This window comes from Shinella sp. OV683 (assembly GCF_057787725.1).
The window spans coordinates 1,003,951-1,026,564 of the sequence record NZ_CM173543.1 but is presented as its reverse complement, the minus strand read 5'-3'; the positions used below and the strand labels follow the sequence as shown (position 1 = coordinate 1,026,564).

The window sequence follows — 22,614 nt, the reverse complement described above, 5'->3', positions numbered from 1 at the left end:
AGGATGCGTGCATTCATGCCATCTAAAACTTAAAATAGGCAGAATCCATTTTGGAAGATTGAACGCTTTGCACCGAATTGGTACAAAGACGGCAGAAACAGCCTCCCTCTGGACCGCCTCGACATCGCCGAAAATACCCAGCTCCGAGATGGCGCTTCGGCCCGCGTTGTTCTGGAAGTTTGCAAACTCGGGACAACGCTTTTCTTTTGTTGCACCGCAATAAAATTTTGTATATCGCTGTCAAGCCGGCGCCTGACCTGATGCCGAACTGGCGCCCACGCATAGGCGAGCGATGAATTCGACAACCAAAGAAACTCTTTACCTGAAAAAAGACTTCCGGCTAGACATCAATGCATTGAGAGCGATTGCCGTTCTCATGGTGCTTCTTTTCCACTTCAGCGTTCCTTTTGTTGGCGGCGGCTATGCTGGCGTCGACGTTTTCTTCGTGATATCAGGCTACTTGATGACACGAATTATACTTGGAGCGCACGCCAAGGGCACATTTAGTCTGATCGGATACTACAAGGCGCGCGTAGCCAGAATCGTGCCCGCCCTTGTCGTCATGGTCGCCGTAACGCTTGCCTGGGGTTGGCTGTTTGTCGATCCACTCGCTTACAAGGACATGGCGTTGCAGGCGGCCTCGGCCGTGGCGTTTCTGTCCAACATCCTGTTTTTCTTCACCAGCGGATATTTCGGGCCCACCGCCGAGGATGTCTGGTTCCTGCATACCTGGTCGCTGTCGGTCGAGTGGCAGTTCTATCTCCTCTATCCGCTGATCGTGCTGCTTCTCGTTCGTGTGTTCCCGAGGCTGTACCGCGCCATTTTCGTCGTGTCCCTCGTGCTGTTGTGCACCAGCACGATCGCGCTTAGCTTCGCGGGAAACCCGAAGATCGCATCGTTCCTGTTTTACATGTTTCCAACCCGCGCCTGGGAAATGTTGCTCGGCGGTTGTCTCTATCTTTTCCCGCTGGCGCTGGCGATCAAAGCCCGGAGGGCTCTCGAGGCCATCGGCGTCGTGCTGCTGCTCGTGACGCTGTTCATCTTCACCAAGAACACGCCCTGGCCGGGTGTCTATACGCTGCTGCCGGCGCTGGCCGCTGCCATGATCATATCAGCCAATTGCGGCCCGGCGACCATGCTCGGCAATCCGGTCGCCCAGCGGATCGGCGCCTGGTCCTACTCGATCTATCTCGCCCACTGGCCGATCCTCGTCGCCCTTCGCTACACCGGCAATGACACCGCCATCGGCCTTGCCCTGGGCTTTGCGGCGAGCATCCTGCTCGGATGGCTGTCTCACCGCTTCGTGGAGGAACCGGGTCGCAAGCTCGTCAATGCGGTGCATTTCCGCTCACCGCGCTTCGCCGCGGCCTGGGCCGTCTTTTTGCTGGCCGCTTTTCTACCCTACGGCATCTACAAGCAGGACGGCTTCATCAGCAGGTCGCCTGCAAATGCGCGCGAAATCATAGCCGATGCCATCGTTGCCAAGGACGACTGGACCTTCCCGGGAAGCTGCGAGGGGTATGATGCCAAGGACCAGCTGAGGCTTTGCAGCCTTGGCACCGCGACCGACAGCAGAACACTGGTCATCGGCGATTCCTATGCGCAAATGTGGTTTCCCCGTGCCACCAGCATAGCGTCGAGCCGCAATCTTTCGGTCGATTTTGCCACGATGGCGGGGTGCCCGCCGGTACTAGGTCTGGCGCGCAACAGCAGTCCCAAATGCGTAAAATTCAATCTTCTGGCCGAAGCCCTGGCGAGCGACCCCAAATACAAGCGCATTGCCATTATCGGTAGCTGGAACAATTACCTCGATTATCAGAATCCGGACCAGAGCAGCTGCGTTTTGTCGGCGTCGGGCTGCCAGAAGGTGAACAGCAGGCGGACCGCGCTTGTGGCGATCGAGCACCTCAAGCAATTCGTTGAGAGAATGGAGGGACTTGGCAAGGATGTCGCGGTGGGACTGCCCAGCCCGGACATCGGCTCCACGGGACCCGACAATCTCGCCTCCGACGTTTTCAATAACCGGGGCCTGCAAGCCTATCGCGACATTTCCCGGACTCCGCCGGCCAATATCCGCTCGCTGTTCGACACGTTCAGGCAGGAGTCCGCAAACACCATCATCGCTGATCTCAGCGACGGCTGGTGCAAGGGCAACCGCTGCAGCGTGCTTGATGCCAAGAATCACACGATCCTGAAGGACAACGGCCATTTCCGCGCCAGCTATGTGGTTGGTCTGCCCGGGCTGGATCGCATACTCTTCGATACCAAGTAGGCGGGCCTCCGCCTCGCCTGCCCATTCTTTCCGTTTTGCTTCCCCACTCCACCCGGCTAGACTGGCTCCCATCTTGAATCGGAGTGGCAGATGCAAAAACTTGAACGATTGATCGACCAGGGCACCGGCCGCGAACCCGCCGATATCGTGCTCAAGGGCGGCCGTTTCTTCGATCTGGTCACCGGCGAACTCGTCGTCTCCGACATTGCCATCTGTGAGGACCGGATCGTCGGGACCTCAGGCGATTACATCGGCAAGGCGGAAATCGATATCTCGGGCAAGATCGTCGTGCCCGGTTTCATCGACACGCATCTGCATATCGAATCCTCCCTCGTCACCCCGCATGAATTCGATCGCTGCGTGCTGCCCTATGGCGTCACGACCGTGATCTGCGATCCGCACGAGATCGCCAACGTGCTCGGCACTGAGGGGCTGCAGTTCTTCCTCGATTCCGCCGACCAGACCATCATGGACATCCGCGTGCAGCTGTCCTCTTGCGTGCCGGCGACGCATCTGGAAACCTCCGGCGCCGACCTGCCGATCGAGCGGCTGCTGCCGTTCCGCAAGCATCCGAAGGTGATCGGGCTGGCCGAAATGATGAATTTTCCCGGAGTGATCCGCAAGGATCCCATCGCGCTGGCAAAGCTGGAGGCCTTCCAGGACGGCCACATGGATGGCCATGCCCCGCTGCTGCGCGGCAACGACCTCAACGGCTATCTTTCGACCGGCATCCGCACCGACCACGAGTGCACCAGCGCCGAGGAAGCGCTCGAAAAAATCCGCAAGGGTATGCACATCCTGATCCGCGAGGGCTCCGTCTCCAAGGACCTGCACGCTCTGCTGCCCATCATGACCGAGCGCCTGTCGCCCTATCTGGCGCTCTGCACCGATGATCGCAACCCGCTCGACATTTCAGAGGAAGGCCATCTCGACTTCATGATCCGCTCCGCAATCGCCAACGGCGTCGACCCGCTGGTCGTCTATCGGGCTGCCTCGATCTCGGCCGCTAAGGCCTTCGGCCTGCGCGATCGCGGTCTGATTGCCCCGGGCTGGCGCGCCGATCTGGTTGTCATCGACAGTCTTGAGAGTTGCAAGGCCGACATGGTGTTTGCGGCCGGGCGACGGGTGCATGATGCGCTGTTTGCCACCCGCAAGCCCGTGGCACCGGTTGGACTCGACAGTGTCCGCGCGAGGCAAGTGACATCGGCTGATTTTGCGGTGCCGGCGCGTGATACGGAAGCATCGGTGATGGGCGTCGTCCCCGGCAAGATCATTACCGAGCATCGCCGCTACCGCCTGCCAAGCCGCGGCAACCAGACCACGGTCGATTTCCAAAACGACATCTTGAAGATCTCGATCATCGAACGCCACGGCAAGAACGGCAACATGGCCACCGGCTTCGTCCAGGGCTTCGGCCTGAAGAAAGGCGCCATCGCCTCCACCGTTGGTCACGACAGCCACAATATCTGCGTGGTCGGCGCCAGCGACGAGGACATGGCCATGGCCGCCAACCGCCTTTCGGAGATCAAGGGCGGCTTCGTCGTGGTCGAGGATGGCCAGATCACGGGCGAAATTGCGCTGCCGGTTGCCGGCCTGATGAGCCTCGAGCCCTATGAATGGGTGTGTGACACGCTGCATCACCTGCGGCAGGCGGCCTATGCGCTGGGCTCGACGTTGCAGGAGCCCTTCCTGCAACTCGCCTTCATGCCACTGCCGGTCATTCCGCATCTGAAGATTTCGGACAGGGGGCTGGTAGACGTCGACAAATTCGAGCTGATCGAGTGAATGTTGTAAATCTCCCTGACTTGTGCCATATGTGGTACAAGTCATGAGGTAAACGATGGATACTGTAATCTTTTCCAAAGCGCGGGCGGAACTCGCCGGTCTGCTCGACAAGGTCAACGACGATGCCGCCCCGATTGAGATCGTCCGGCGCGACAAGCCTTCTGCCGTGTTGATCAGCAAGGATGAGTATGAGGGAATGGTGGAGACACTTTATCTGCTCTCCACACCTGCAAATGCTGCGCGCCTCTATGAATCCAAGGCGGATATCGAAGCCGGAAGGTATACTTTGCGGATCATTCCCGGTGTGAATGACGACTGAAATGTTGTTGGGTTTCACGGACCGAGGATGGGAAGATTATTCCTATTGGCAGAATGCTGATCCGAAGCTTGCGGCAAGGATCAATGATCTTTTGAAAGATACATTGCGTCACCCGTTTTTCGGCATAGGCAAACCGGAGCCGTTAAAAGGTGACCAAAAGGGCTATTGGTCCCGGCGCATCAACCATGAGCATCGCCTCGTCTACTATGTAAAAGGTAAGGACGACGACCAAACATTGATCATCGCCCAGTGCCGTTTTCATTATTGAAAATAATTCTATCCCCGTCATTCCACATCTGAACATCTTGGAGCGGGGGTCATCCGGCGAAAACAATCCAAATCCGCCGATCATCCGAATCGAAATATATCAACATACTCAATCTCTTATCCGCCAATATCCCCGCCTTCCACACCTCCTTTATAATACCCCTGTTCCGTCGCCGGAGTGTATCGCGAGACGTTCGTGTGCAGGCGGAATGAGGTGCTTTCGTCTTGTTTCAAAACGTATGAAACGAGACGAAAGAGACGCGGGACGCTGCGGCATTGCAAGATGCCGTCGTCACAGGCTTCCCCCTTCCTCCTGTCCGGAGGTCGGTTTGGGTCCGCCATGCAAGCGAGGCTTAAAATCCTCGTGCAGCGAAGCAGGACCGCGTCTGAAGGAGCCCGGACAGGCTCCGAAGAACACCTCGTGGCCGCGCGAAAGCGAAGCCATTAATAAAACAAAACCAGAGGCAACGCTTTCGCGCGGCTCTCCGGTCTCATTCTTCATGCCACGGACGGAAACCCGCCGCGTGAACGCTCTTTCACATCTTCAAGATTGCGTACTCATTCACTGCAGCGACTGGTCGCGGCGATAGAGCACCATGCCGGCATGATAAAGGATGCCATCCTTGAAATCGCCATCGGCGGTAAAGCCGGTGTCGTCCTTATATTCGATGTGGTTGCCATCGATCCAGTATTGACCCTCATAGGCCGCCTCGCGCGGTCCACGTGCTTCGACATAGCGGCCATTGGGCAGCAATTCATGGCGGATCTCGCCATCTCCGGTCACCCACAGGCCTGAAAATTTCTGTTCACCCATACCAACATCTCCATGAATTTCGCTTTTGCGCCGCGCCGTCTCACCCAAAGCGGGTCCAAACGAGGCTAGGGCGGCCACGAGCGAGATCGAAAACGCCACGGCGCTCAATAGAATTCCGTTGTTAGCCATTGAGCCATCTCCCTTCATCTTCATCGCGGTTTGCAAAAATCTTTGCTAATTTTTCGCGCCCCATATTGAAAACCATCACCGGGAAATCCCAGATGACATTTATGTGTTTGGTCAAAGCGGTCATCGTCGTTCCTTTCTGATCGGGTTGCGTTGTATCTGACAACGCCAATATGGAGGAAAGGTCGGCTTGAGTGGTAGAACATTTCTCCACGATGATTGCACAATTCTCCAGAATTTAGAAAATGGCCTTTGATTTCCAACGTCAACGGCGTAGAAATTGACTGTCAATCATCTGAAATTATGACAGATAATCGGAACTTCATCATGAAACAGCATAAAGAACTCGCAAGCCTGATTGCACGATACGCTGAGAATGATGGCGTGCAGGCGACGTCCGTGCCGCGCCTGTCGATCGTCCGGGTCTCCAAGCCGAGTGATCCCGTGCACGCCGTCCACAAGGCGGCGATCTGCATCATTGCGCAGGGCATGAAGCAGGTCATCGTCGGCGAGGAGATCTTTCGCTACGGCCCCATGCAGCATCTGCTCGTCTCGGTCGACCTGCCGGTCATCGGTCAGGTGGTTGGCGCGACCAGCGAAGAACCATATCTCTGCGTGCGGCTGGAACTCGACATGGACTTGTGCGCCGAAATGCTGATGAAGTCGCCGCCTGCGGGCGCTGTCGAGCCAGGACGTGGCATTGCCATCAGCCATACGCCACCGGAGATCATCGATGCAGCGATCCGGTTGCTGAAGCTTCACGAGACCCCGGACGACGTCGAGGAACTGGCGCCGCTGATCGAGCGGGAAATTCTCTATCGCCTGCTGAAGAGCGACCAGGGCGCCTTCATCCGCCGCATGCTGGAGCCAGAAAACCGCAACCGCAATGTCGGCCGCGCCATCAGCTGGATCAAGGAGAATTATGCCAAGCCGATCCGCATCGAGGAAGTCGCATCCCTGTCCGGCATGAGCACTTCGTCGCTGCACCTGCATTTCCGCCAGGCCACCGCGATGAGCCCGCTGCAATACCAGAAGCAACTGCGCCTGCAGGAAGCGCGGCGGCTGATCTTCAGCCATTCCTTCGATGCCGCCCGCGCCGGTTACGAAGTCGGCTACGACAGCCCCTCGCAATTCAGCCGCGAATACAAAAGATTGTTCGGCGCGCCGCCCCAGCGCGATATCGACCGGCTGCGATCCGAGCCGCAACGCTACGCCGATGCCTGAGGTTGGCAACCTGCAGACGAGTCGCTAGACTGCCACTCGAACATGGGAACACGGATGCGCTTCTGGTCTCGCCTTTTGCTGATCGTCTGCATGCTGACGGGGCTTGCCGCCGCACCCGCAATGGCTTTCGGCATGCCGTGCCATAACGGCATGAACAAGGGCATGGGCGGGATGCCGGCGATGACGCATCCGGCCGCCATGATAGACCACGGCAAGGCGATGCACCATCAAGGCAAGCCGCTTCCCGACAAATCAGCCTTCGCATGCCTGATCCACTGCCTCGGTGTCACCGGCTTTGCGCCTTTCCGGATAGACTTCCCGGCTCCGATGATCGGTGCGCCGCTGATCCCGCATCTCCCAGCGGAAATTCTTGAGGGTTGGTCGCTCGGCCCGCCATTGGAGCCGCCCATATCCCGCTTCGTTTGACCCATTTGAAACGGCCTTCTGAGGCTCTCCAATCGTCCAACGAAAGCAAAACCCATGTACCGCAGACAATTCCTCAAATCGTCGGCACTGATTGCCGGCAGCGTCATGCTGCCCTCAGGCTTGGCGCTCCCTGCCCAGGCAGCAACTCCGCGCGACCTGCGCATCTCCACCCGAACCCTCGACATCAACGGCAAGGCTGCCACGGTCTTCAGCCTTGCAGAGGGCGGCAAGGTGCCGGGGCTGACATTCGCACCCGGCGAGCGCTTCTCGCTCAATCTCGCCAGCGAGATCAATGAGCCAACCATCGTCCACTGGCACGGCCTGACCCCACCTTTCAAGCAAGATGGTGTCGGCAACAATCCCCTGCCGATGCTGGCCGGCGGCGAGGCCCGCGCCTTCAATTTCGCCATCGAACGCCCTGGCACCTATTGGATGCACGCCCATACGCTGCAGGAGCAGAACCTGCTCGCCGCTCCACTTGTCGTCCATTCCCAGGAGGACAAGAAGGCCGACATGCAGGAGGTCGTGCTGCTGCTGCACGATTTCTCTTTCACTCCCGCATCAGAACTGCTTGCCAATCTCACCGGCGGCAAGGCCGCGGCGCACCATTCCATGGATCAAAGTGCAATGGACATGGACGCCATGGATATGGGTGCGATGGACCACAGTTCGATGAACATGGAGTCCATGGGCGGCATGGATCTCAACGACATCGAATATGACGCCTATCTCGCCAACGACCGGACGCTTGACGATCCGGAAGTAGTCGCCGTCGAGAAATCTGGCAGGGTGCGCCTGCGCATCATCAATGCCGCAGCGTCGACCGCTTTCAGCATTTCGACGGGCAGCCTCGACGCCAGGGTTCTTTCCGTCGACGGGCAAGCAGTGGAGTCTGTGACGGATCGATTGTTTCCGATGAGCATGGGCCAACGGATCGATCTACTCCTCGAAATCCCGAGGGATGGTGGCGATTTTCCAATCCTGGCGCTACGGGAAGGCGCAGCGGAACGAACAGGCATCATCCTCGCCACGAAAGGCGCGACGGTCACGAAGCTCGCATCCACAGCCGATAACAAAGGTCCCGTGTTGGATCTGATGCTCGAAAGTAAGCTGCGATCCACGTCACCGCTTCCGTCTCGCAAAGCCGACCGCCAATTCATGGTGCACCTGACCGGCGACATGGCCAGCTACAAGTGGGGCATGATGGGTGCCGAAGCGCTGCAAGCCCAACCCGGCGAGCGCGTCGAAATATCGATGATGAACATGTCCATGATGGCGCATCCGATGCACCTGCATGGTCATCATTTCCAGATTACGGGAATAGATGGAGCAGCCATGTCCGGCGCGCTCCGTGACACAGTCCTCGTGCCGCCCGGCAAGACCGTGCGGATCGCTTTCGATGCGGGAACCGCAGGCCGTTGGCCATTCCACTGCCACCACCTCTACCATATGGAGAGCGGCATGATGGGCTATATGAGTGTAGGCTGATTTCTGAAACGGCAGTGGGCCGAGGCGACCCGGCCCACTGTTTAGAATTCCCGCAGGCCGAGATGCTCGACCATCGGCGCAAAATCGCGGTCGCGATGCAAGAGTTGGTGGTTGTTCTCGATGCAATAGGTCCCGATGATCATGTCGGGAAACTTCCGAACCGTGATACCGAGGCTTCGCAGGCGTCGATAGTTGGCTGCGGCCTGCCGCGCGAGCACCTGGTCCAGCATCACACCGGTTTGAAACAACCGCAGACGACCGTCAAGGCGCCGCGCATGTGCGTCATCTCTCGCGCCTCGAAGAACCTCGAAGAGGACGATATCCCCGACGATAACTGCCTCGATGTTCCGCACGTTGTGCAACTTGGATGTCTGAACATTTTCAACCCTGTTGAAGAAATCAATCCAGACTGAAGAGTCGACGACTATCATTTCTCGTCGAGTGACGGAAAGCCCAGCCGCATCTCTTCGAGATCGCCCTCCCAACCGATGCCCCAGAGTTCATCGAGCGCCCTGCGTTGTTTCCGCTGGAGAACAATTGCCTTCAAAGCTTCCTCGACGACGGCTTTCTTGGTCTTCAATTCGGAGAGTTCAATGGCTTCGTCGAGCAAGTCTTCGTCGATATCGATGTTGGTTCGCATATCGCCTCCAATGTGTATAAATCTCGTTAAATATACACATTCACGACGACTGTTTCAAGCTAGGCCGATCCCGCTCTTGGCCTTCCTGCCCGCCACATAAGTCTCGACGATGGTCCGATCGTCTCCCATCGTCTGCATCAGGAACAACTCCTCGGCGAGTTTTTTTACCACTTCCATCTTCAGCGCGCTTGCCGGCGTGGCGCGAGCGTCGAGGACCACGATATCGGCATCCGAGCCCACGTCCAGCGTACCTATCTTGTCAGCCAGCCCCAGCGCTTGGGCATTGCCGAGCGTCATGCGATAAAAACTCTCCAACGGCGTCATTCGCTCGCCCTGCAACTGCAGCACCTTGTAGCCTTCGTCGAGCGTCCGCAGCATCGAGTAGGACGTGCCGCCACCGATATCGGTCGCCACCGAAACGCGCACAGATTTCTCGCGCTTGGTCAGCCGCTTCAGCCCGAACAGGCCGGAACCGAGAAACATGTTGGAGGTCGGGCAAAAGACCGCGACGGAGCCGCTCTCGCTCATCGCATCGGCTTCCCGATCTGACAGGTGGATGCAGTGACCAAACAAGCTTTTAGGCCCGAGCAACCCGTAATGTGCGTAGATATCCGTATAATCCCTCGCTTGCGGATAGAGTTCGCATGCATAGGCAACTTCGGCGCGGTTCTCCGACAGATGCGTCTGAACATGGAGCTCGGGATACTCCTGCGCCAGCACCTGCGCCATCTCCATCTGTTCCGGTGTCGAGGTGATGGCAAAGCGCGGCGAGATCACCACGTGGTTGCGCCCCTTGCCATGCCATTGCGCGATCACATCCTTGGTCTCGTCGTAGCCCTGCTGCGGGGTGTCGCGCAGGCCTTCCGGCGCATTGCGATCCATCATCACCTTGCCGCCCAGCATGCGCATGTTGCGGCGCAGGCTTTCGGCGAAAAACATGTCGGCGGAAACCTTGTGGACCGAGCAATAGGCGACAGCCGTCGTCGTACCATGCCGGATCAACTCGTCAAAGAAGCGGACAGCAATCCGCGCCGAATGCGCGGGATCGGAAAAGCGTTGCTCCTCGACGAAGGTATAGGTGTTGAGCCATTCGAGCAGGCTGCCGGCGTAAGAGCCGATAATCTGCATCTGCGGGAAGTGCAAATGCGTGTCGATAAATCCGGGCATGATCAGATGTGGTCGATGGTCGACGATCTCGACGCCTTCCGGTGCAGATTTTGAAACGTCTGCAAAATCACCCATCGCGACGACGATACCATCCTCGATCAGCAACCCGCCATCGTTGACGTAGTGATAGCTGCCGTCATCGAACAGGTCCTGCGGCTCCCGGGTGAACGACAAAAGGCGACCGCGAAGCAATATGCTCATTCTCTGATCCTGTACTGGACACGTGGCCGGGAGCACTTGCTGCCGCAGCCTTTTTGTTTGTGGAGCAAGGAATACCCGCATCCAATTGCGAAGAAAAGGGATTCCGAAGGGCGTTCCAGCAAGCCCGACACAAGTATTTCAATCTAGCGTTAGGCGTAAAATGGTGGCGAGCCGTCGCGCGAACAGCCAACCAAACGGATCCGGAGCAGTGAATTGACCGAACACAGCGACTTTCGCGAAGAAAAGAGAAAAGCCTTCTTCGAAAGATTGCAGCACGAGGTTGACCTTGAGGCGGCGAGAAGTCTTGCCGACGAAGCGTTCAACGACAAGGATCCTGAGCTCAGGACATTGCTCCTGGCCGTGGGCGCCGTCAATCATCCGCTTTGCGTTCCACATCTCCCGGCCGGCGCAGAGCCCGCAAAGCTCTTTAATATCAATGCCTGGGCCAAAAGCCTTGCAATGGCCCGCATCGTCGCCGCCAACACGCAGACACATCGTGTGCTTATCGCCTCCGCGCCCAAGACGGGCTCCACCTTTCTGTCAGGCGCCCTCGTCCGAACCTTCGATCTCTCCAAGGTCAGCCTCACGCTCCAGTCCTCAAAAAGCTATGGACACTACACGATGGGCGGCGCGCTTCGCGATCATGACATCGATGAAGTCGCCCTGCTCACCTCGGCAATGGGTCCCAAAGGCTATGTCGCGCATCACCACATGATATGCACCCCATATCTCGGCAAGCAGGCGGCGCTCTACAATGTCAAGCCGATCATCACCAAGCGGAACGTCTTCGACACGTTCGTGAGCTTCGACGAACATATCCGAAAGCTCTATCCGACAACGACGGAGAACAGGTTCCTCCGATTTGGATTCCCCGAAGATTGGTTCGCGATGGAATTCGAGGACAGAATGGAATTCCTGCTCGATCTTCAGCTCCCCTGGTATGCGAGATACTACGCCAGCTGGAAGCTTTGCGAACAACAGCGCGACATCAGCCCCTTGTGGGTGAGCTATGAGACCGACATTCTGGGCGACAAATCCGTGCTCGCGACCCGGATCATTGAAAAGCTCGGAGCCTCCGAAGCTGACATTCCGCGCCTGACCGAGGAACTAAGCCAGGGCGGATCGAAAAACGAGCATTTCAACAAAGGTGTCGCAGGTCGTGGCGCCGCCATTACCGGCAAGAACCGTCAGAAAATCGTGGATTTCTTCCACCGATTCCGGATCGTCACGGACTTCGCCGACATCTTGGATGCCTGATCTGCGACACAAGCCGATACTCAGTTTTGTCCGGCGCCGCGCGAAACAGCACTTTCATACCATGCCACCAGCAGCTTGCGCTCATCATCGGTGATTTCGCTGACATTGCCCGGCGGCATGGCATGGCTGCGGCCGGCCTGCAGGTAGATGTCACGGGCATGGGTGGCGATAGCAACCTGATTGTCGAGAATCACGCCCTTTGGCGGAAAGGTAACGCCCTCCCAGACGGGTTCGGCAGCGTGGCACATCGAACAGCGTCCGGCCACCGTTTCCACCACCTTGGTGAAATGAGCGTCGTCAGCGAAGCGCTGGAAGGTCGGCGCGAGACTCGCCTCCTTTTCGCCCGTCAGAATTTTCGGCGCGGTCGACAACCACATGATGGCGATGAACAGCAACGCCGTCAGCAACCATGTCCAGTGCGGCTCGCCCTTGCGCGCATGCACCGTGTTGAACCAGTGGCGGATCGTCACGCCCATCAGAAACACCAGACCGGCGATGATCCAGCTGAACTGTGTACCGAACGCCATCGGGTAATGGTTCGACAGCATGAAGAAGATCACCGGCAGCGTCAGATAATTGTTGTGCAGCGACCGCTGCTTGGCGATCATTCCGTATTTGGGGTCGGGCGTGCGGCCAGCAATCAGATCAGCAACGACGATCTTCTGGTTCGGGATGATGATGAAGAACACGTTGGCCGACATGATCGTCGCCGTGAATGCGCCGAGATGCAGGAAGGCGGCGCGGCCTGTGAAGATCTGCATGTAGCCCCACGCCATGGCCACCAGCAGAACGAACAACAGCCCCATCAAGCCCCAGGTATTTTTTCCCAGCGGCGACTTGCAGAGCAGATCGTAACAGATCCAGCCGACCGACAGCGACGCCATGGAAATCAGGATCGCCACGGGCACGGACACATCAAGCAGATGCCGGTCGATCAGGAAAAGGTCCGCGCCGCCGTAGTAGACGACCGCCAGCATGGCAAAACCAGACAACCAGGTGAAGTAGCTCTCGTATTTGAACCAGGTGAGATGTTCGGGCATTGCAGCGGGCGCCACGAGATATTTCTGGACGTGGTAGAAGCCGCCGCCATGCACCTGCCACTCCTCGCCATAGGCCCCCACCGGCAAGCCAGGACGCTTCACTAAACCAAGATCGAGCGCGATGAAGTAAAATGACGAGCCGATCCAGGCGACTGCCGTGATCACATGCAGCCAGCGAACCGCAAAGGCGAGCCATTCCCAGGCTATGGCGTATTCGTACATTCAGTTCCCCGTTTCTCTCCAGCCCCGCGAAATTACTCCCATATTTTCAGGGGCTGCGCAAAGGGTGAACGGCAAAACCGGGATAGTATCCCGACCTAATCTCGACCGCTCGAGCAGAGCGGATCCGGATCAGGCAAGGTCGGCGAGTTCCTCGCGAAGCCTGCCGAGATATGGCAGATAGGGGCGAATTCGATCGGCATGGCCGCCTTCGATCGGCTTGCGCACCTGCGTGGCGCTCAGCGTCCGCACGCGATTGGTATTTTCCTGAAAATCGAGGCATTGCCGTTCGAAACCTAGGCCGCAGAACTCCAGCATCAACCGGGTCTCGACCTCCTGATCCGCCACCATATCCTCGAGATGCACGTCATGGATGCGGTCCGGCAAAACAGTCTTCCAATAGTCCATCAGTTCAGCATATTCCCGATAATAGGTACCGAGCTCGGACAGATCATGGCTGAAGTGATTACCGCCGGTGACGAAATGGCTCGAATAGATCGAGAAGCAGGTCTCGATCGGATCGCGCATGCAATGGATGAAATGTGCGTTCGGGAAAATCACGGCGGCAATGCCGACCCATCGAAAATTGAGCGGCATCTTGTCGGTCGCCCGCTGCGACATTTTTTGCGCGACGCCCAGCCGTGACAGGTAGAAATTTGCCATTTCGGCGACAGTATCCGCCGAAAAGCTGGCGTCGGTAAAGATCAGTCCGCTCGGCTCCGCTTTGCCGAAGAACTCCCTGACCAGATCGCGGAGCGCGGCTGATTCTCCCGCCGCCACAACGGCCGAATGGGACGATAATATCTGTTCTGTCAGCGTCGTTCCCGAACGCGGCATGCCGACGATGAAGATCGGCGCGGCCTCCGCAAATCCTATGTCACTGACGCTGTGCAGGAAGTCGGCAGTGAAGAACCGCTTCATCGCGCCAAATGCAACCCGCTCCGGTTCGAAATCATACTCAAGTGTTTCCCGCCGGAGGCGGTTGGCAACCTCGAGATAGGAAAACGCGCGGGGATGGTCACCTGCCCTGTTCAGCGCCTTGAACAGGGCGAAACCGAGACCGATGCGATCGTCGAGCGCGGTACCGGGCTCCTTGAGAAGCCTCTGCATGGTGGCAATGTGCGGATCGTCAGGGCTGTAGTCAGTGAGCCCGGCCAGATTGAGATGCGCCAATCCATCGGTGGGCGAGATCTCCACAAGCCAGGCAAAGGCAGCCCGCGCGGCCTCCTTCCGTCCGGTCTCCAGCAGATGCATTGCAAGCGTCCGCACGAAAGTGCCGTTTCTCGGCTCGAGCCGCACCGCCTCGTAGAGAGCGACCTTGGCGGCGCTGTTATCGCCAGCCTGCGAAAGCGCGTTGCCAAGATTGTGCCAGACGCCGGCATTATCCGGTGCAAGCCGAGACGCCTGCTGGAAAGCGCTGACCGCAGCCTCGATCTGGCCCGTCCGATAGAGCAGATTGCCGAGATCGAAGAACGTTTCACCGTCATTGGGATCGAGTGAAACTGCCTCCAGCAGCGCTTCGACGGCAAGCTTGAGCGAATTTTGCCCGAGCATCATCTTGGCGAGCTGGCGCCAGACCTGGGCTGCACCTTCCCGCGACATGTCGGGGTCGCGCAACCCGCTCTCCAACAGCGCGACGCTATCGCCTGCCAGATTCTCTGCCGTCGAAATCGCCACGTTTGTCTCTCGCCAGATTACATCGAGCGATACTGCCAACAACGGCTTGTCCGGGGCTGTTGCAGGCTCGTGGGACGACGGAAGCGGTGCCGAAGGATAGTCAGAGCAGAGCGACCAGCAGTTCCGCCGCCACCAGCGCCGCGATCACCTCCGGCCGCTTGTCCTTGAGGCGGCTCGCTCCGATGGGCAGCACGAGTTTGTCGATGATCGATCGCTCGTAGCCTGCGTCTTCGAGCCAGTGAAGGAACACACCGCGCTTGGTTTTCGAGCCGATCATGCCGGCATAGGCGAGATCCTCGCGCTTCAGCACCTCGGCACCTATCAGGAAATCGAGCGCATGATCGTGGGTCGTGATTACAGCAGCCCCGCCAGCTCTTATACCCCCAACCACGGACTCCGGCATCGCCTCAAGTCGATGTTCGATGCCCGGCGCCAGCAGATCGAGCTCTTCCTGCCTTGTCTCCACCACCGTGACCTTGAAGGGCAACGGCTTGAGCGCCACGGCCAGCGCCCGGCCAACATGCCCGGCGCCAAAGATATAGACATCAGGATAATCGCCAGCTTCGCGCACTAACCTCGCCCTCAGTGCTTCGATAGAGCTGGTGTCCGCACGCTTCAGCGAGAGCTCGACGCGTCCGCCGCAGCACTGGCCACTGTCAGGTCCGAGCGTGATATCGAGCATCTCTGCCGATCTGCCATCGGCCAGCATGGCGCGGGCCAGATCGACAGCCTCGAACTCCATATGCCCGCCGCCGATCGTGCCCCACAGACTGCCGCCGCTGACCAGCATGAAGGTCCCAGCCTCACGCGGCGTAGAACCGCGGGTGCGGGTGACTTCGATGAGGATTTTTTCGCTGGGAAGCGACAGGAAGTTTTCGAAGGTCATTTGTCCCTCAGACCGCCCGCATCCGCTCCACCGCCATCAGCACCCGCTCGGGCGTCGCCGGTGCATCGAGCCGCGGGCAGACCCGGTAATCAGCCACGGACGCCACCGCCATCGACAACGCCTCGAACACCGACACGCCAAGCATGAAGGGCGGCTCGCCAACGGCCTTGGAACGACCGATGGTCATCTCCTTGTTTTCCGACCATTCGGCCAGCTTGACGTTGAAGATGCGCGGCCGGTCCGAAGCCAGGGGAATCTTGTAGGTGGAGGGCGCATGTGTGCGGAGCCGGCCCTTGCCGTCCCACCAGAGTTCTTCGGTGGTCAGCCAGCCCACGCCCTGCACGAAAGCGCCCTCCACCTGACCCTTGTCGATCGCCGGATTCAGCGACTTGCCGACATCATGGAGAATGTCGGTGCGCTCGATCTGGTATTCGCCGGTCAAGGTATCGATCGACACTTCGGAGCAAGAAGCGCCATAGGCATAGTAAAGGAACGGCCGACCCTGCCCCTTGGCGCGATCCCAATGGATCTTCGGCGTCTTGTAAAAGCCCGCGGCGGAGAGATGCACGCGCGCCATGTAGGCTTCCTTGATGAAATTCGGGAACGGAATTTCCCGATCGCCGACCCGCACCCGATTGGGCAGGAAAGCAATCTCGGCAACCGGCACCTTCCACTTTTCGGCGGCAAATGCGTAGAGTCGCTCCTTGAGCTGGCGCGCTGCATCATAGGCCGCCATGCCGTTGAGATCCGAACCGGAGGAGGCCGCCGTCGCTGATGTGTTCGGCACCTTGGCTGTGGTCGTTGCTGTGATTTTCACCCGGTCGATGTCGACCTGGAACTCGTCGGCCAGCACCTGGGCAACCTTGGTATAGAGCCCCTGCCCCATTTCGGTGCCACCGTGGTTGAGGTGAATGGAGCCATCCTGATAGAGATGCACCAGCGCGCCCGCCTGGTTGAACGGCGTGAATGTGAACGATATGCCGAACTTCACCGGAGTCAGCGCTATGCCCTTGCGGATCACGCGCGAAGTCCTGTTGAACTCGATGATATCCCTGCGACGCGCCTGGTAATCGGCCGAGGTCTCGAGCTCGTGCACGATCCGGTGGATAATATTGTCCTCGACCTTCTGGTGATAGGGCGTCAGGCACCGCTCGTCGCCCTCGATCGCATAGAAATTGCGCTTGCGGATTTCCAACGGATCAACACCGATCGCATAGCCGATTTCCTCGATGATGCGCTCGCCACCCAACAACCCCTGCGGCCCGCCGAAACCGCGGAAAGCTGTGTTCGACACCGTATTGGTCTTGATCGGCTCCGATGTCAGCAGCACATTGGGATAGAAATAGGCGTTGTCGGCGTGAAACAGCGCTCGGTCCGTGACCGGTCCGGAGAGATCGGAGGAAAAGCCGCAACGCGCCGCGTAATTGGTCTTCACCGCAAGGATCTGGCCGTCATCGTCGAAGCCCACCTCATATTCGGCAAGGAAATCGTGCCGTTTGCCGGTCATGACAATGTCTTCATCGCGGTCCGGACGGAATTTCACAGCCCGCTTGAGCCGCTTGGCCGCCAGCGCGGAAAGTGCAGCAAACTGGCTACCCTGAGTTTCTTTGCCACCGAAGCCGCCGCCCATGCGCCGCGTATTGACGGTCACCGCATGCACCGGAATCTGCAGGATGTTGGCAACCATGTGCTGGATTTCGCTGGGATGTTGGGTTGAAGACCAGACGATCACCTCGTCATCCTCGCCCGGGATCGTCAGAGCTATATGGCTTTCAAGATAGAAATGCTCCTGTCCGCCAATGCGCATGGAACCTTTCAGTGTCCGCGGCGCCGATTTCAGTGCGGCTTTGGCATCGCCGCGCTTCAGCGTCAACGGGTCGGTGACCAGCTTGTAGCCGAGCTTGCGGGCATCGAGAATATCGGTGGCATGCGGCAGATCGTGATAGGTGAACTTTGCCTTGCGGGCAGCGGCACGGGCAATTTCGCGGGTTTCGGCAACCACGACGAACACCATCTGGCCATGGAACTCGATGCGCTTCTCAGCCAGCAGCGGCTCGTCGTCACGATGGTTCGGGCCGATATCGTTGTGGCCGGGAATATCCTTGTGGGTCAGGACATCAACGACACCGGGCGTGGCCTCGACTTCGGAGAGATCGAGCGACAAGATATCGGCATGCGCGCGGTCCGAGAGACCGGCCGCCATATGCAGCGTGCCTTCGGGCAGAACCATATCGTCGATATAGTCGGCCTCGCCGCTGACATGCTTGTGGGCGGAATCGTGCCGGAGGTCCTTGTGTACCTGGCCCGAGATTTCGGACTTGAAGACGAGATCGATCTTGTTCATCGGCCTGCTCCTGCTGCGTAACGCACAAGTTCGGCCTGTTCGCCCTGCGTTTCAAGGAAAAACCGTGTCAGCAGGTTCCTTGCCGTCAACAGGCGGTACTCGGCGGTCGCGCGCCAATCGCTGAGCGGCGTAAAATCCTTGCCGAGTTCAGCCGCCGCTGCCGCTACATTGGCCTCGGTCCAGGCAAGGCCGAGCAGCGCGTTTTCGACATTCGTGGCGCGCTTTGGAATGCCCGCCATACCGCCATAGGCAAGCCGGATTTCTTCGACCTTGCCCACACTATCGAGCTTGAGCCAGAACGCGCCGAGAACGGCCGTGATATCCTCGTCGCGGCGCTTGGTGATCTTGTAGACCGCAAACTCCACGCCCTTGGGCAGGCAGGGCACCGAAAGGCTTTCGACAAATTCATGCCGCTCGCGGTTCTGCTTGCCGTAGTCGATGAAGTATTCCTCGATCGGCATGGTTCGCGCACCCTCGCGAGAGCGCAGCGACACCGAAGCGCCAAGCGCAATCAGCGGCGGCGGTGTATCGCCGATCGGCGAACCATTGGCGACATTGCCGCCGATCGTGCCCATGTTGCGGACCTGCTCGCCCCCGATGCGCGGCAGCAGCTTGCCGAATGCCGGGTGCGTTTCAGACAGCGTCTTGAGCGCCTGCGTGTAGGTGACGCCAGCCCCTATCTTGATCCCTTCTTCTGTCACATCGATGGTTTGCAGGGCAGTCAGTCCGCCAATGAAAATCGCCGGATTGATCGCCTTGAACTGCTTGGTCACCCATAGGCCGACATCGGTTGAGCCGGCAACGACGGTCGCATGCGGATGCTTGCCGAGAATCTCCGCAAGATCGGCTAGCGAGGCAGGGACATACAGCGCGTCATCACCATAGACGATCTTCACGGCGCCACCTTCGGCAATCGCCGTCAGCTTCTCCGTCACTTCGTGGCGCGTCTTTTCGATTGGATCAAAAATGGCAGACGGCCGCACCGAAGCCGCCATCTCTGCCGCCTTGACGATCGGTTCGTAACCCGTGCATCGACAGAGATTGCCTTGCAGCGCCTGCTCGATCCGCTCGCGCGACGGATTGGTCTCGCTCAGCCACAAACCATAGAGCGACATGACGAAACCCGGGGTGCAGAAGCCGCATTGCGAGCCATGGAAATCCACCATCGCCTGCTGCACCGGATGCAGAACGCCGTCCTTGCCCTTGAGGTGTTCGATCGTCACCACATGCGTGCCGTGCAGCGACCCCATGAAACGGATACAGCTGTTGACCGATTCATAAACAAGCCCACCATCGACCAATCGCCCGACCAGCACGGTGCAGGCACCGCAATCGCCTTCCGCACAGCCTTCCTTGGAGCCGGTGAGCCGCTTGTCGAGCCGCAGCCAATCGAGCAGCGTCAGGCGCGGTGAGATGGCATCGAGCACGATATCCTGATCATTCAGGATGAAGGAAATGTGGTTCTGGTAGTTTTCAGTCATGCTGTTCCGCTTTTGTCTTGTCCGGCACTAGCCTGTGCGCAGATGCGTAAAATCGCAAGAGGCGAATTTTACCTGATGGTCAAAAATTAGCCATCGACTTGCAAATGGCAAGAAATATGGTTCTGTGCCGCCGGTTGAAGGAGAGTTACATGATCATCAGAAATGCGATGCCGGCCGATCTGCCGGAGATCGAGGCGATACTCCTGCAGGCCTTTCCAGGCCCGGAGGAGGCCGATCTCGTCTCGCGCCTTTATGAGGACGGCGATGTCGTGTTCTCGCTGGTCGCCGAGATGCATGGGCGGCTTTGCGGGACGGTGATCTTTTCGCGGATGTCAGCACCCTTCAGGGCGCTGGGTCTGGCGCCGGTTGCCGTCCTGCCGGACTATCAGCGCCAAGGCATCGCTGCGGCCCTTATCCAGGAAGGCATCGAACTTGCTGGTGTGGAGGAATGGGACGGCATTTTCGTGCTCGGCGATCCGGAATATTACCAGCGCTTCGGTTTCCTTGCCGAGACTGCGGCACCGTTCGAAAACCCCTATGCCGGCCCCTATCTCATGGCGCTATCGCTGCGCGAAGACGATCTTCCGGCGGCTTCCGGCAAAGTCGACTACGCCAAGGCCTTTGCCGCGCTTTGAAGCAGTAGTGATGCGCGTTTATTTTCCTTTGACTTTCGTTTTGAGTTCATATTGAAAATCAACACAAGAAAATGGGTGGGGAGGATCCAATGACCGGCTATATTCTGGCGATCGATCAGGGCACGACATCGAGCCGCGCAATCGTCTTCGACGGCGCAATGAAGGCAGTCGCCCAGGGCCAGAAGGAATTCCGGCAGATCTTCCCGCAATCCGGCTGGGTGGAGCACGATCCCGAGGAAATTTGGGAAACGACGCTCTGGGCGATCCGAACAGCGATCGACAAAGCCGGCATCAGGGCTGCCGGAATAGCGGCGATCGGCATCACCAACCAGCGTGAGACCGTCGTCGTCTGGGATCGCCAGACCGGCGAGCCGATCCACAACGCCATCGTCTGGCAGGATCGCCGCACGGCGCGCCTCTGCGACGCCTTGAAGATCAAGGGACTGGAAAAGACCTTCACCAAGAAGACTGGCCTGCTGCTCGATCCCTATTTCTCCGGAACCAAACTCTCGTGGTTGCTGAGCAAAACCAAGGGAGCCCGGGCGCGCGCCGAAAGGGGCGAACTGTGCTTCGGGACGGTTGACACTTTTCTACTCTGGCGGCTGACATCGGGCAGGAGCTTCCTCACTGACGCCACCAACGCCTCCCGCACGCTGATCTACAACATCGCCGAGAACCACTGGGACGACGATCTTCTCAAAATCCTCGAGATCCCCAAGGCGATGCTGCCGGAGGTGCGTGATTGCGCCTCCGATTTTGGCGTCACCGACAAGGCGCTGTTCGGCGCTGAAATCCCCATTCTCGGCATCGCTGGCGACCAGCAGGCGGCCACGGTCGGGCAAGCCTGCTTCCAGCCCGGCATGCTGAAAGCGACATACGGCACAGGCTGCTTTGCGCTGCTTAACACCGGCGCCGATATGGTGCCTTCGAAAGCCCGGCTGCTGACCACTATCGCATACCGGCTGAACGGCAAGACGACCTATGCGCTCGAGGGTTCCATCTTCGTCGCGGGCGCCGCTGTTCAGTGGTTGAGAGATGGCCTGAAGATCATCAAGCACGCCTCGGAAACTGCGGCACTTGCAGCCTCGGCTGATCCCGCACAATCGGTTTACTTGGTTCCCGCCTTTACCGGGCTCGGCGCGCCATGGTGGGATCCCGATGCGCGTGGCGCGATATATGGCCTGACACGCAATACCGGGCCTGCGGAGCTGGCGCGCGCCGCACTGGAATCGGTCTGCTACCAGACGCGTGATCTGGCCGACGCGATGCACAAGGACTGGAAGGTCGAAGGCGAGCGCGACACCGTGTTGCGCGTCGACGGCGGCATGGTGGCATCAGACTGGACGATGCAGGCGCTCGCCGACATTCTCGACGCTCCCGTCGATCGCCCGAAGATTCTTGAGACGACAGCGCTCGGCGCCGCCTGGCTCGCCGGCTCCCGCGCCGGCGTCTGGCCCGACATGAAGGGTTTTTCCGAGAGCTGGGCGCTCGATCGCAAGTTCACGCCGGAGATGGACGAGAAGACCCGCAAGACCAAGATCAAGGGCTGGAACGCGGCGGTGAAACGGACGCTGAGCGGGGGATAGGCGATCAAGCGAAGGGATTAACCACTCTCGTCAGCCCATCGATCAACTGGCCATGCTGCAAATCTTCGGTGAAAAGGACATCGCAGTCAGACTGGATCGCCGCTGCTACTATCATTGAATCATAGATAGTGAAGCCGTAGCGTTCCGCAATGTTCACGCCGATGAGGTGCGTGTCCACATTGACCGGCACGACCTCGGTAAGCCCTTTTACCAACTCAAGAAACGAACGGATTTCCTCCCACGGCATGCTGTTCTTGTTACGCAGGACGTTTACGATCTCGTTGAGTACCTGAACACTGACGACGCACTCTTCTTCAAGAAGACGCTTTGAAGCAGATGCCTTCCTCTGATCGGGCGATGCAAGGCAAAGCAGGACATTGGCATCCAGGAACCTACCTGGCATTCGCTTCATCTCGGTCGAACTTGAAATCAGCGGGCAATCGACCCCGGAATGCATCCAATCGGTCGAGCAATTCCTGCCGGCTCGGTTTACGATAGACTTCGAAATCTCGTTGCGACGATGCGTGCAACTCGATTTCGTCACCTTCCTTGAGATCGAGTGTCTCAACCAGAGAAGCTGGCAATCTCACGCCCAGACTGTTTCCCCATTTGGAAATCCGCATTCCACCCTCCTTGGATATACATTTCGGAAATGTATATCATCACAGACAGGGACCAACAAGATCATGTCTCAAAGGCCCAGAAAATTCTTGCTGCCGGTTGTCGGCTTAGGCGGTATTGATGCGTCCTCGGTCACAGA

At 58.6% G+C, this 22,614-nt stretch carries 22 protein-coding genes; 10 read left to right on the top strand and 12 right to left on the bottom strand.

Translation table 11 applies throughout. From position 1 onward, the window contains the following. The first annotated feature begins 292 nt into the window (after positions 1-292). From ACXHRN_RS05000 to ACXHRN_RS04985, 4 genes are all read left to right on the top strand, one after another. A complete protein-coding gene (locus ACXHRN_RS05000; RefSeq protein WP_488640237.1) occupies positions 293-2,272 on the top strand; it encodes an acyltransferase family protein in 1,980 nt (659 codons plus the stop codon). Between the two features lie 90 nt (positions 2,273-2,362). After that, positions 2,363-4,057, top strand: a complete 1,695-nt coding sequence (gene ade, locus ACXHRN_RS04995; protein ID WP_488640236.1) for an adenine deaminase — start codon at positions 2,363-2,365, stop codon at positions 4,055-4,057. A 55-nt stretch (positions 4,058-4,112) separates the two neighbouring features. Continuing rightward, complete coding sequence (locus ACXHRN_RS04990; RefSeq protein ID WP_488640235.1) at positions 4,113-4,376, top strand: type II toxin-antitoxin system Phd/YefM family antitoxin; 264 nt, start codon at positions 4,113-4,115, stop codon at positions 4,374-4,376. Position 4,377: 1 nt separating this feature from the next. After that, a complete protein-coding gene (locus tag ACXHRN_RS04985; RefSeq protein ID WP_488641832.1) occupies positions 4,378-4,644 on the top strand; it encodes a Txe/YoeB family addiction module toxin in 267 nt (88 codons plus the stop codon). Between the two features lie 561 nt (positions 4,645-5,205). Here ACXHRN_RS04985 and ACXHRN_RS04980 read toward each other — a convergent pair. Both ACXHRN_RS04980 and ACXHRN_RS04975 read right to left on the bottom strand, forming a co-directional pair. Next, positions 5,206-5,565: an Atu4866 domain-containing protein gene (locus ACXHRN_RS04980; RefSeq protein WP_488641831.1), complete on the bottom strand. Its 360-nt coding sequence runs from the start codon at positions 5,563-5,565 to the stop codon at positions 5,206-5,208. Positions 5,566-5,578: 13 nt separating this feature from the next. Continuing rightward, positions 5,579-5,710 carry a hypothetical protein gene (locus tag ACXHRN_RS04975; RefSeq protein ID WP_488640234.1) on the bottom strand — a complete coding sequence of 44 codons (132 nt, stop codon included), beginning with the start codon at positions 5,708-5,710 and terminating at the stop codon, positions 5,579-5,581. A gap of 200 nt (positions 5,711-5,910) precedes the next feature. Between ACXHRN_RS04975 and ACXHRN_RS04970 the strand changes: the two genes are divergently transcribed. Genes ACXHRN_RS04970 through ACXHRN_RS04960 form a run of 3 tightly spaced genes read left to right on the top strand, consistent with a single transcriptional unit; the run spans position 5,911 to position 8,721 of the window. Next, a complete protein-coding gene (locus ACXHRN_RS04970; protein WP_488640233.1) occupies positions 5,911-6,807 on the top strand; it encodes an AraC family transcriptional regulator in 897 nt (298 codons plus the stop codon). Between the two features lie 54 nt (positions 6,808-6,861). Then, entirely contained in the window at positions 6,862-7,233 is a 372-nt protein-coding gene (locus tag ACXHRN_RS04965) for a hypothetical protein (RefSeq protein ID WP_488640232.1), read from the top strand. A 54-nt stretch (positions 7,234-7,287) separates the two neighbouring features. Then, positions 7,288-8,721: a multicopper oxidase family protein gene (locus ACXHRN_RS04960; protein WP_488640231.1), complete on the top strand. Its 1,434-nt coding sequence runs from the start codon at positions 7,288-7,290 to the stop codon at positions 8,719-8,721. Between the two features lie 41 nt (positions 8,722-8,762). Here the strand turns inward: ACXHRN_RS04960 and vapC are convergent, their stop codons facing one another. From vapC to guaD, 3 genes are read right to left on the bottom strand one after another with little or no spacing between them, the layout of a single operon-like run. Next, positions 8,763-9,152, bottom strand: coding sequence for a type II toxin-antitoxin system VapC family toxin (vapC, locus tag ACXHRN_RS04955; protein ID WP_488640230.1), 390 nt, complete (start codon positions 9,150-9,152; stop codon positions 8,763-8,765). Further along, positions 9,149-9,361, bottom strand: a complete 213-nt coding sequence (locus ACXHRN_RS04950; protein ID WP_488640229.1) for a type II toxin-antitoxin system VapB family antitoxin — start codon at positions 9,359-9,361, stop codon at positions 9,149-9,151. The genes vapC and ACXHRN_RS04950 overlap by 4 nt, the downstream gene beginning before the upstream one ends. Positions 9,362-9,415: 54 nt before the next feature. Then, positions 9,416-10,729 carry a guanine deaminase gene (gene guaD / locus ACXHRN_RS04945; RefSeq protein WP_488640228.1) on the bottom strand — a complete coding sequence of 438 codons (1,314 nt, stop codon included), beginning with the start codon at positions 10,727-10,729 and terminating at the stop codon, positions 9,416-9,418. 213 nt (positions 10,730-10,942) lie between these two features. Here guaD and ACXHRN_RS04940 point away from each other — a divergent pair, with 213 nt between their 5' ends. Next, positions 10,943-11,986, top strand: coding sequence for a hypothetical protein (locus tag ACXHRN_RS04940; RefSeq protein WP_488640227.1), 1,044 nt, complete (start codon positions 10,943-10,945; stop codon positions 11,984-11,986). Between the two features lie 20 nt (positions 11,987-12,006). On the opposite strand, the gene puuD is transcribed toward ACXHRN_RS04940, so the two are convergent. From puuD to xdhA, 5 genes are all read right to left on the bottom strand, one after another. Next, complete coding sequence (gene puuD / locus ACXHRN_RS04935; RefSeq protein ID WP_488640226.1) at positions 12,007-13,248, bottom strand: urate hydroxylase PuuD; 1,242 nt, start codon at positions 13,246-13,248, stop codon at positions 12,007-12,009. Positions 13,249-13,377: 129 nt separating this feature from the next. Beyond that, positions 13,378-14,922 (bottom strand): tetratricopeptide repeat-containing sulfotransferase family protein, encoded by a 1,545-nt coding sequence (locus ACXHRN_RS04930; RefSeq protein ID WP_488640225.1) that lies wholly within the window; start codon positions 14,920-14,922, stop codon positions 13,378-13,380. Positions 14,923-15,022: 100 nt separating this feature from the next. Continuing rightward, positions 15,023-15,808 carry a xanthine dehydrogenase accessory protein XdhC gene (gene xdhC, locus ACXHRN_RS04925; protein WP_488640224.1) on the bottom strand — a complete coding sequence of 262 codons (786 nt, stop codon included), beginning with the start codon at positions 15,806-15,808 and terminating at the stop codon, positions 15,023-15,025. 7 nt (positions 15,809-15,815) lie between these two features. Next, positions 15,816-18,152, bottom strand: coding sequence for a xanthine dehydrogenase molybdopterin binding subunit (gene xdhB, locus ACXHRN_RS04920; protein WP_488640223.1), 2,337 nt, complete (start codon positions 18,150-18,152; stop codon positions 15,816-15,818). Next, complete coding sequence (xdhA, locus tag ACXHRN_RS04915; protein ID WP_488640222.1) at positions 18,149-19,633, bottom strand: xanthine dehydrogenase small subunit; 1,485 nt, start codon at positions 19,631-19,633, stop codon at positions 18,149-18,151. The genes xdhB and xdhA overlap by 4 nt, the downstream gene beginning before the upstream one ends. Positions 19,634-19,782: 149 nt before the next feature. On the opposite strand from xdhA, the gene ACXHRN_RS04910 reads away from it, so the two are divergent. Further along, positions 19,783-20,268 carry a GNAT family N-acetyltransferase gene (locus ACXHRN_RS04910; RefSeq protein WP_488640221.1) on the top strand — a complete coding sequence of 162 codons (486 nt, stop codon included), beginning with the start codon at positions 19,783-19,785 and terminating at the stop codon, positions 20,266-20,268. Between the two features lie 89 nt (positions 20,269-20,357). Continuing rightward, positions 20,358-21,854, top strand: coding sequence for a glycerol kinase GlpK (gene glpK / locus ACXHRN_RS04905; RefSeq protein ID WP_488640220.1), 1,497 nt, complete (start codon positions 20,358-20,360; stop codon positions 21,852-21,854). Positions 21,855-21,858: 4 nt separating this feature from the next. Here glpK and ACXHRN_RS04900 read toward each other — a convergent pair whose 3' ends face one another. Both ACXHRN_RS04900 and ACXHRN_RS04895 read right to left on the bottom strand, forming a co-directional pair. Then, complete coding sequence (locus ACXHRN_RS04900; RefSeq protein WP_488640219.1) at positions 21,859-22,257, bottom strand: PIN domain-containing protein; 399 nt, start codon at positions 22,255-22,257, stop codon at positions 21,859-21,861. Continuing rightward, positions 22,247-22,477 (bottom strand): AbrB/MazE/SpoVT family DNA-binding domain-containing protein, encoded by a 231-nt coding sequence (locus tag ACXHRN_RS04895; RefSeq protein ID WP_488640218.1) that lies wholly within the window; start codon positions 22,475-22,477, stop codon positions 22,247-22,249. The genes ACXHRN_RS04900 and ACXHRN_RS04895 overlap by 11 nt, the downstream gene beginning before the upstream one ends. Between the last annotated feature and the right edge of the window lie 137 nt (positions 22,478-22,614).

Bases quoted from the DNA above. Each gene is read 5' to 3' on its own strand.
- guaD (WP_488640228.1), bottom strand. From the start codon at position 10,729: ATGAGCATATTGCTTCGCGGTCGCCTTTTGTCGTTCACCCGGGAGCCG.
- ACXHRN_RS04910 (WP_488640221.1), top strand. From the start codon at position 19,783: ATGATCATCAGAAATGCGATGCCGGCCGATCTGCCGGAGATCGAGGCG.
- glpK (WP_488640220.1), top strand. From the start codon at position 20,358: ATGACCGGCTATATTCTGGCGATCGATCAGGGCACGACATCGAGCCGC.
- ACXHRN_RS04895 (WP_488640218.1), bottom strand. From the start codon at position 22,477: ATGCGGATTTCCAAATGGGGAAACAGTCTGGGCGTGAGATTGCCAGCT.
- ACXHRN_RS04975 (WP_488640234.1), bottom strand. From the start codon at position 5,710: ATGACCGCTTTGACCAAACACATAAATGTCATCTGGGATTTCCCGGTG.
- ACXHRN_RS04990 (WP_488640235.1), top strand. From the start codon at position 4,113: ATGGATACTGTAATCTTTTCCAAAGCGCGGGCGGAACTCGCCGGTCTG.
- ACXHRN_RS04950 (WP_488640229.1), bottom strand. From the start codon at position 9,361: ATGCGAACCAACATCGATATCGACGAAGACTTGCTCGACGAAGCCATT.
- vapC (WP_488640230.1), bottom strand. From the start codon at position 9,152: ATGATAGTCGTCGACTCTTCAGTCTGGATTGATTTCTTCAACAGGGTT.
- xdhC (WP_488640224.1), bottom strand. From the start codon at position 15,808: ATGACCTTCGAAAACTTCCTGTCGCTTCCCAGCGAAAAAATCCTCATC.
- puuD (WP_488640226.1), bottom strand. From the start codon at position 13,248: ATGTACGAATACGCCATAGCCTGGGAATGGCTCGCCTTTGCGGTTCGC.
- ACXHRN_RS04985 (WP_488641832.1), top strand. From the start codon at position 4,378: ATGTTGTTGGGTTTCACGGACCGAGGATGGGAAGATTATTCCTATTGG.
- ACXHRN_RS05000 (WP_488640237.1), top strand. From the start codon at position 293: ATGAATTCGACAACCAAAGAAACTCTTTACCTGAAAAAAGACTTCCGG.
- ACXHRN_RS04965 (WP_488640232.1), top strand. From the start codon at position 6,862: ATGCGCTTCTGGTCTCGCCTTTTGCTGATCGTCTGCATGCTGACGGGG.
- ade (WP_488640236.1), top strand. From the start codon at position 2,363: ATGCAAAAACTTGAACGATTGATCGACCAGGGCACCGGCCGCGAACCC.
- xdhB (WP_488640223.1), bottom strand. From the start codon at position 18,152: ATGAACAAGATCGATCTCGTCTTCAAGTCCGAAATCTCGGGCCAGGTA.
- ACXHRN_RS04960 (WP_488640231.1), top strand. From the start codon at position 7,288: ATGTACCGCAGACAATTCCTCAAATCGTCGGCACTGATTGCCGGCAGC.
- ACXHRN_RS04970 (WP_488640233.1), top strand. From the start codon at position 5,911: ATGAAACAGCATAAAGAACTCGCAAGCCTGATTGCACGATACGCTGAG.
- ACXHRN_RS04900 (WP_488640219.1), bottom strand. From the start codon at position 22,257: ATGCCAGGTAGGTTCCTGGATGCCAATGTCCTGCTTTGCCTTGCATCG.
- xdhA (WP_488640222.1), bottom strand. From the start codon at position 19,633: ATGACTGAAAACTACCAGAACCACATTTCCTTCATCCTGAATGATCAG.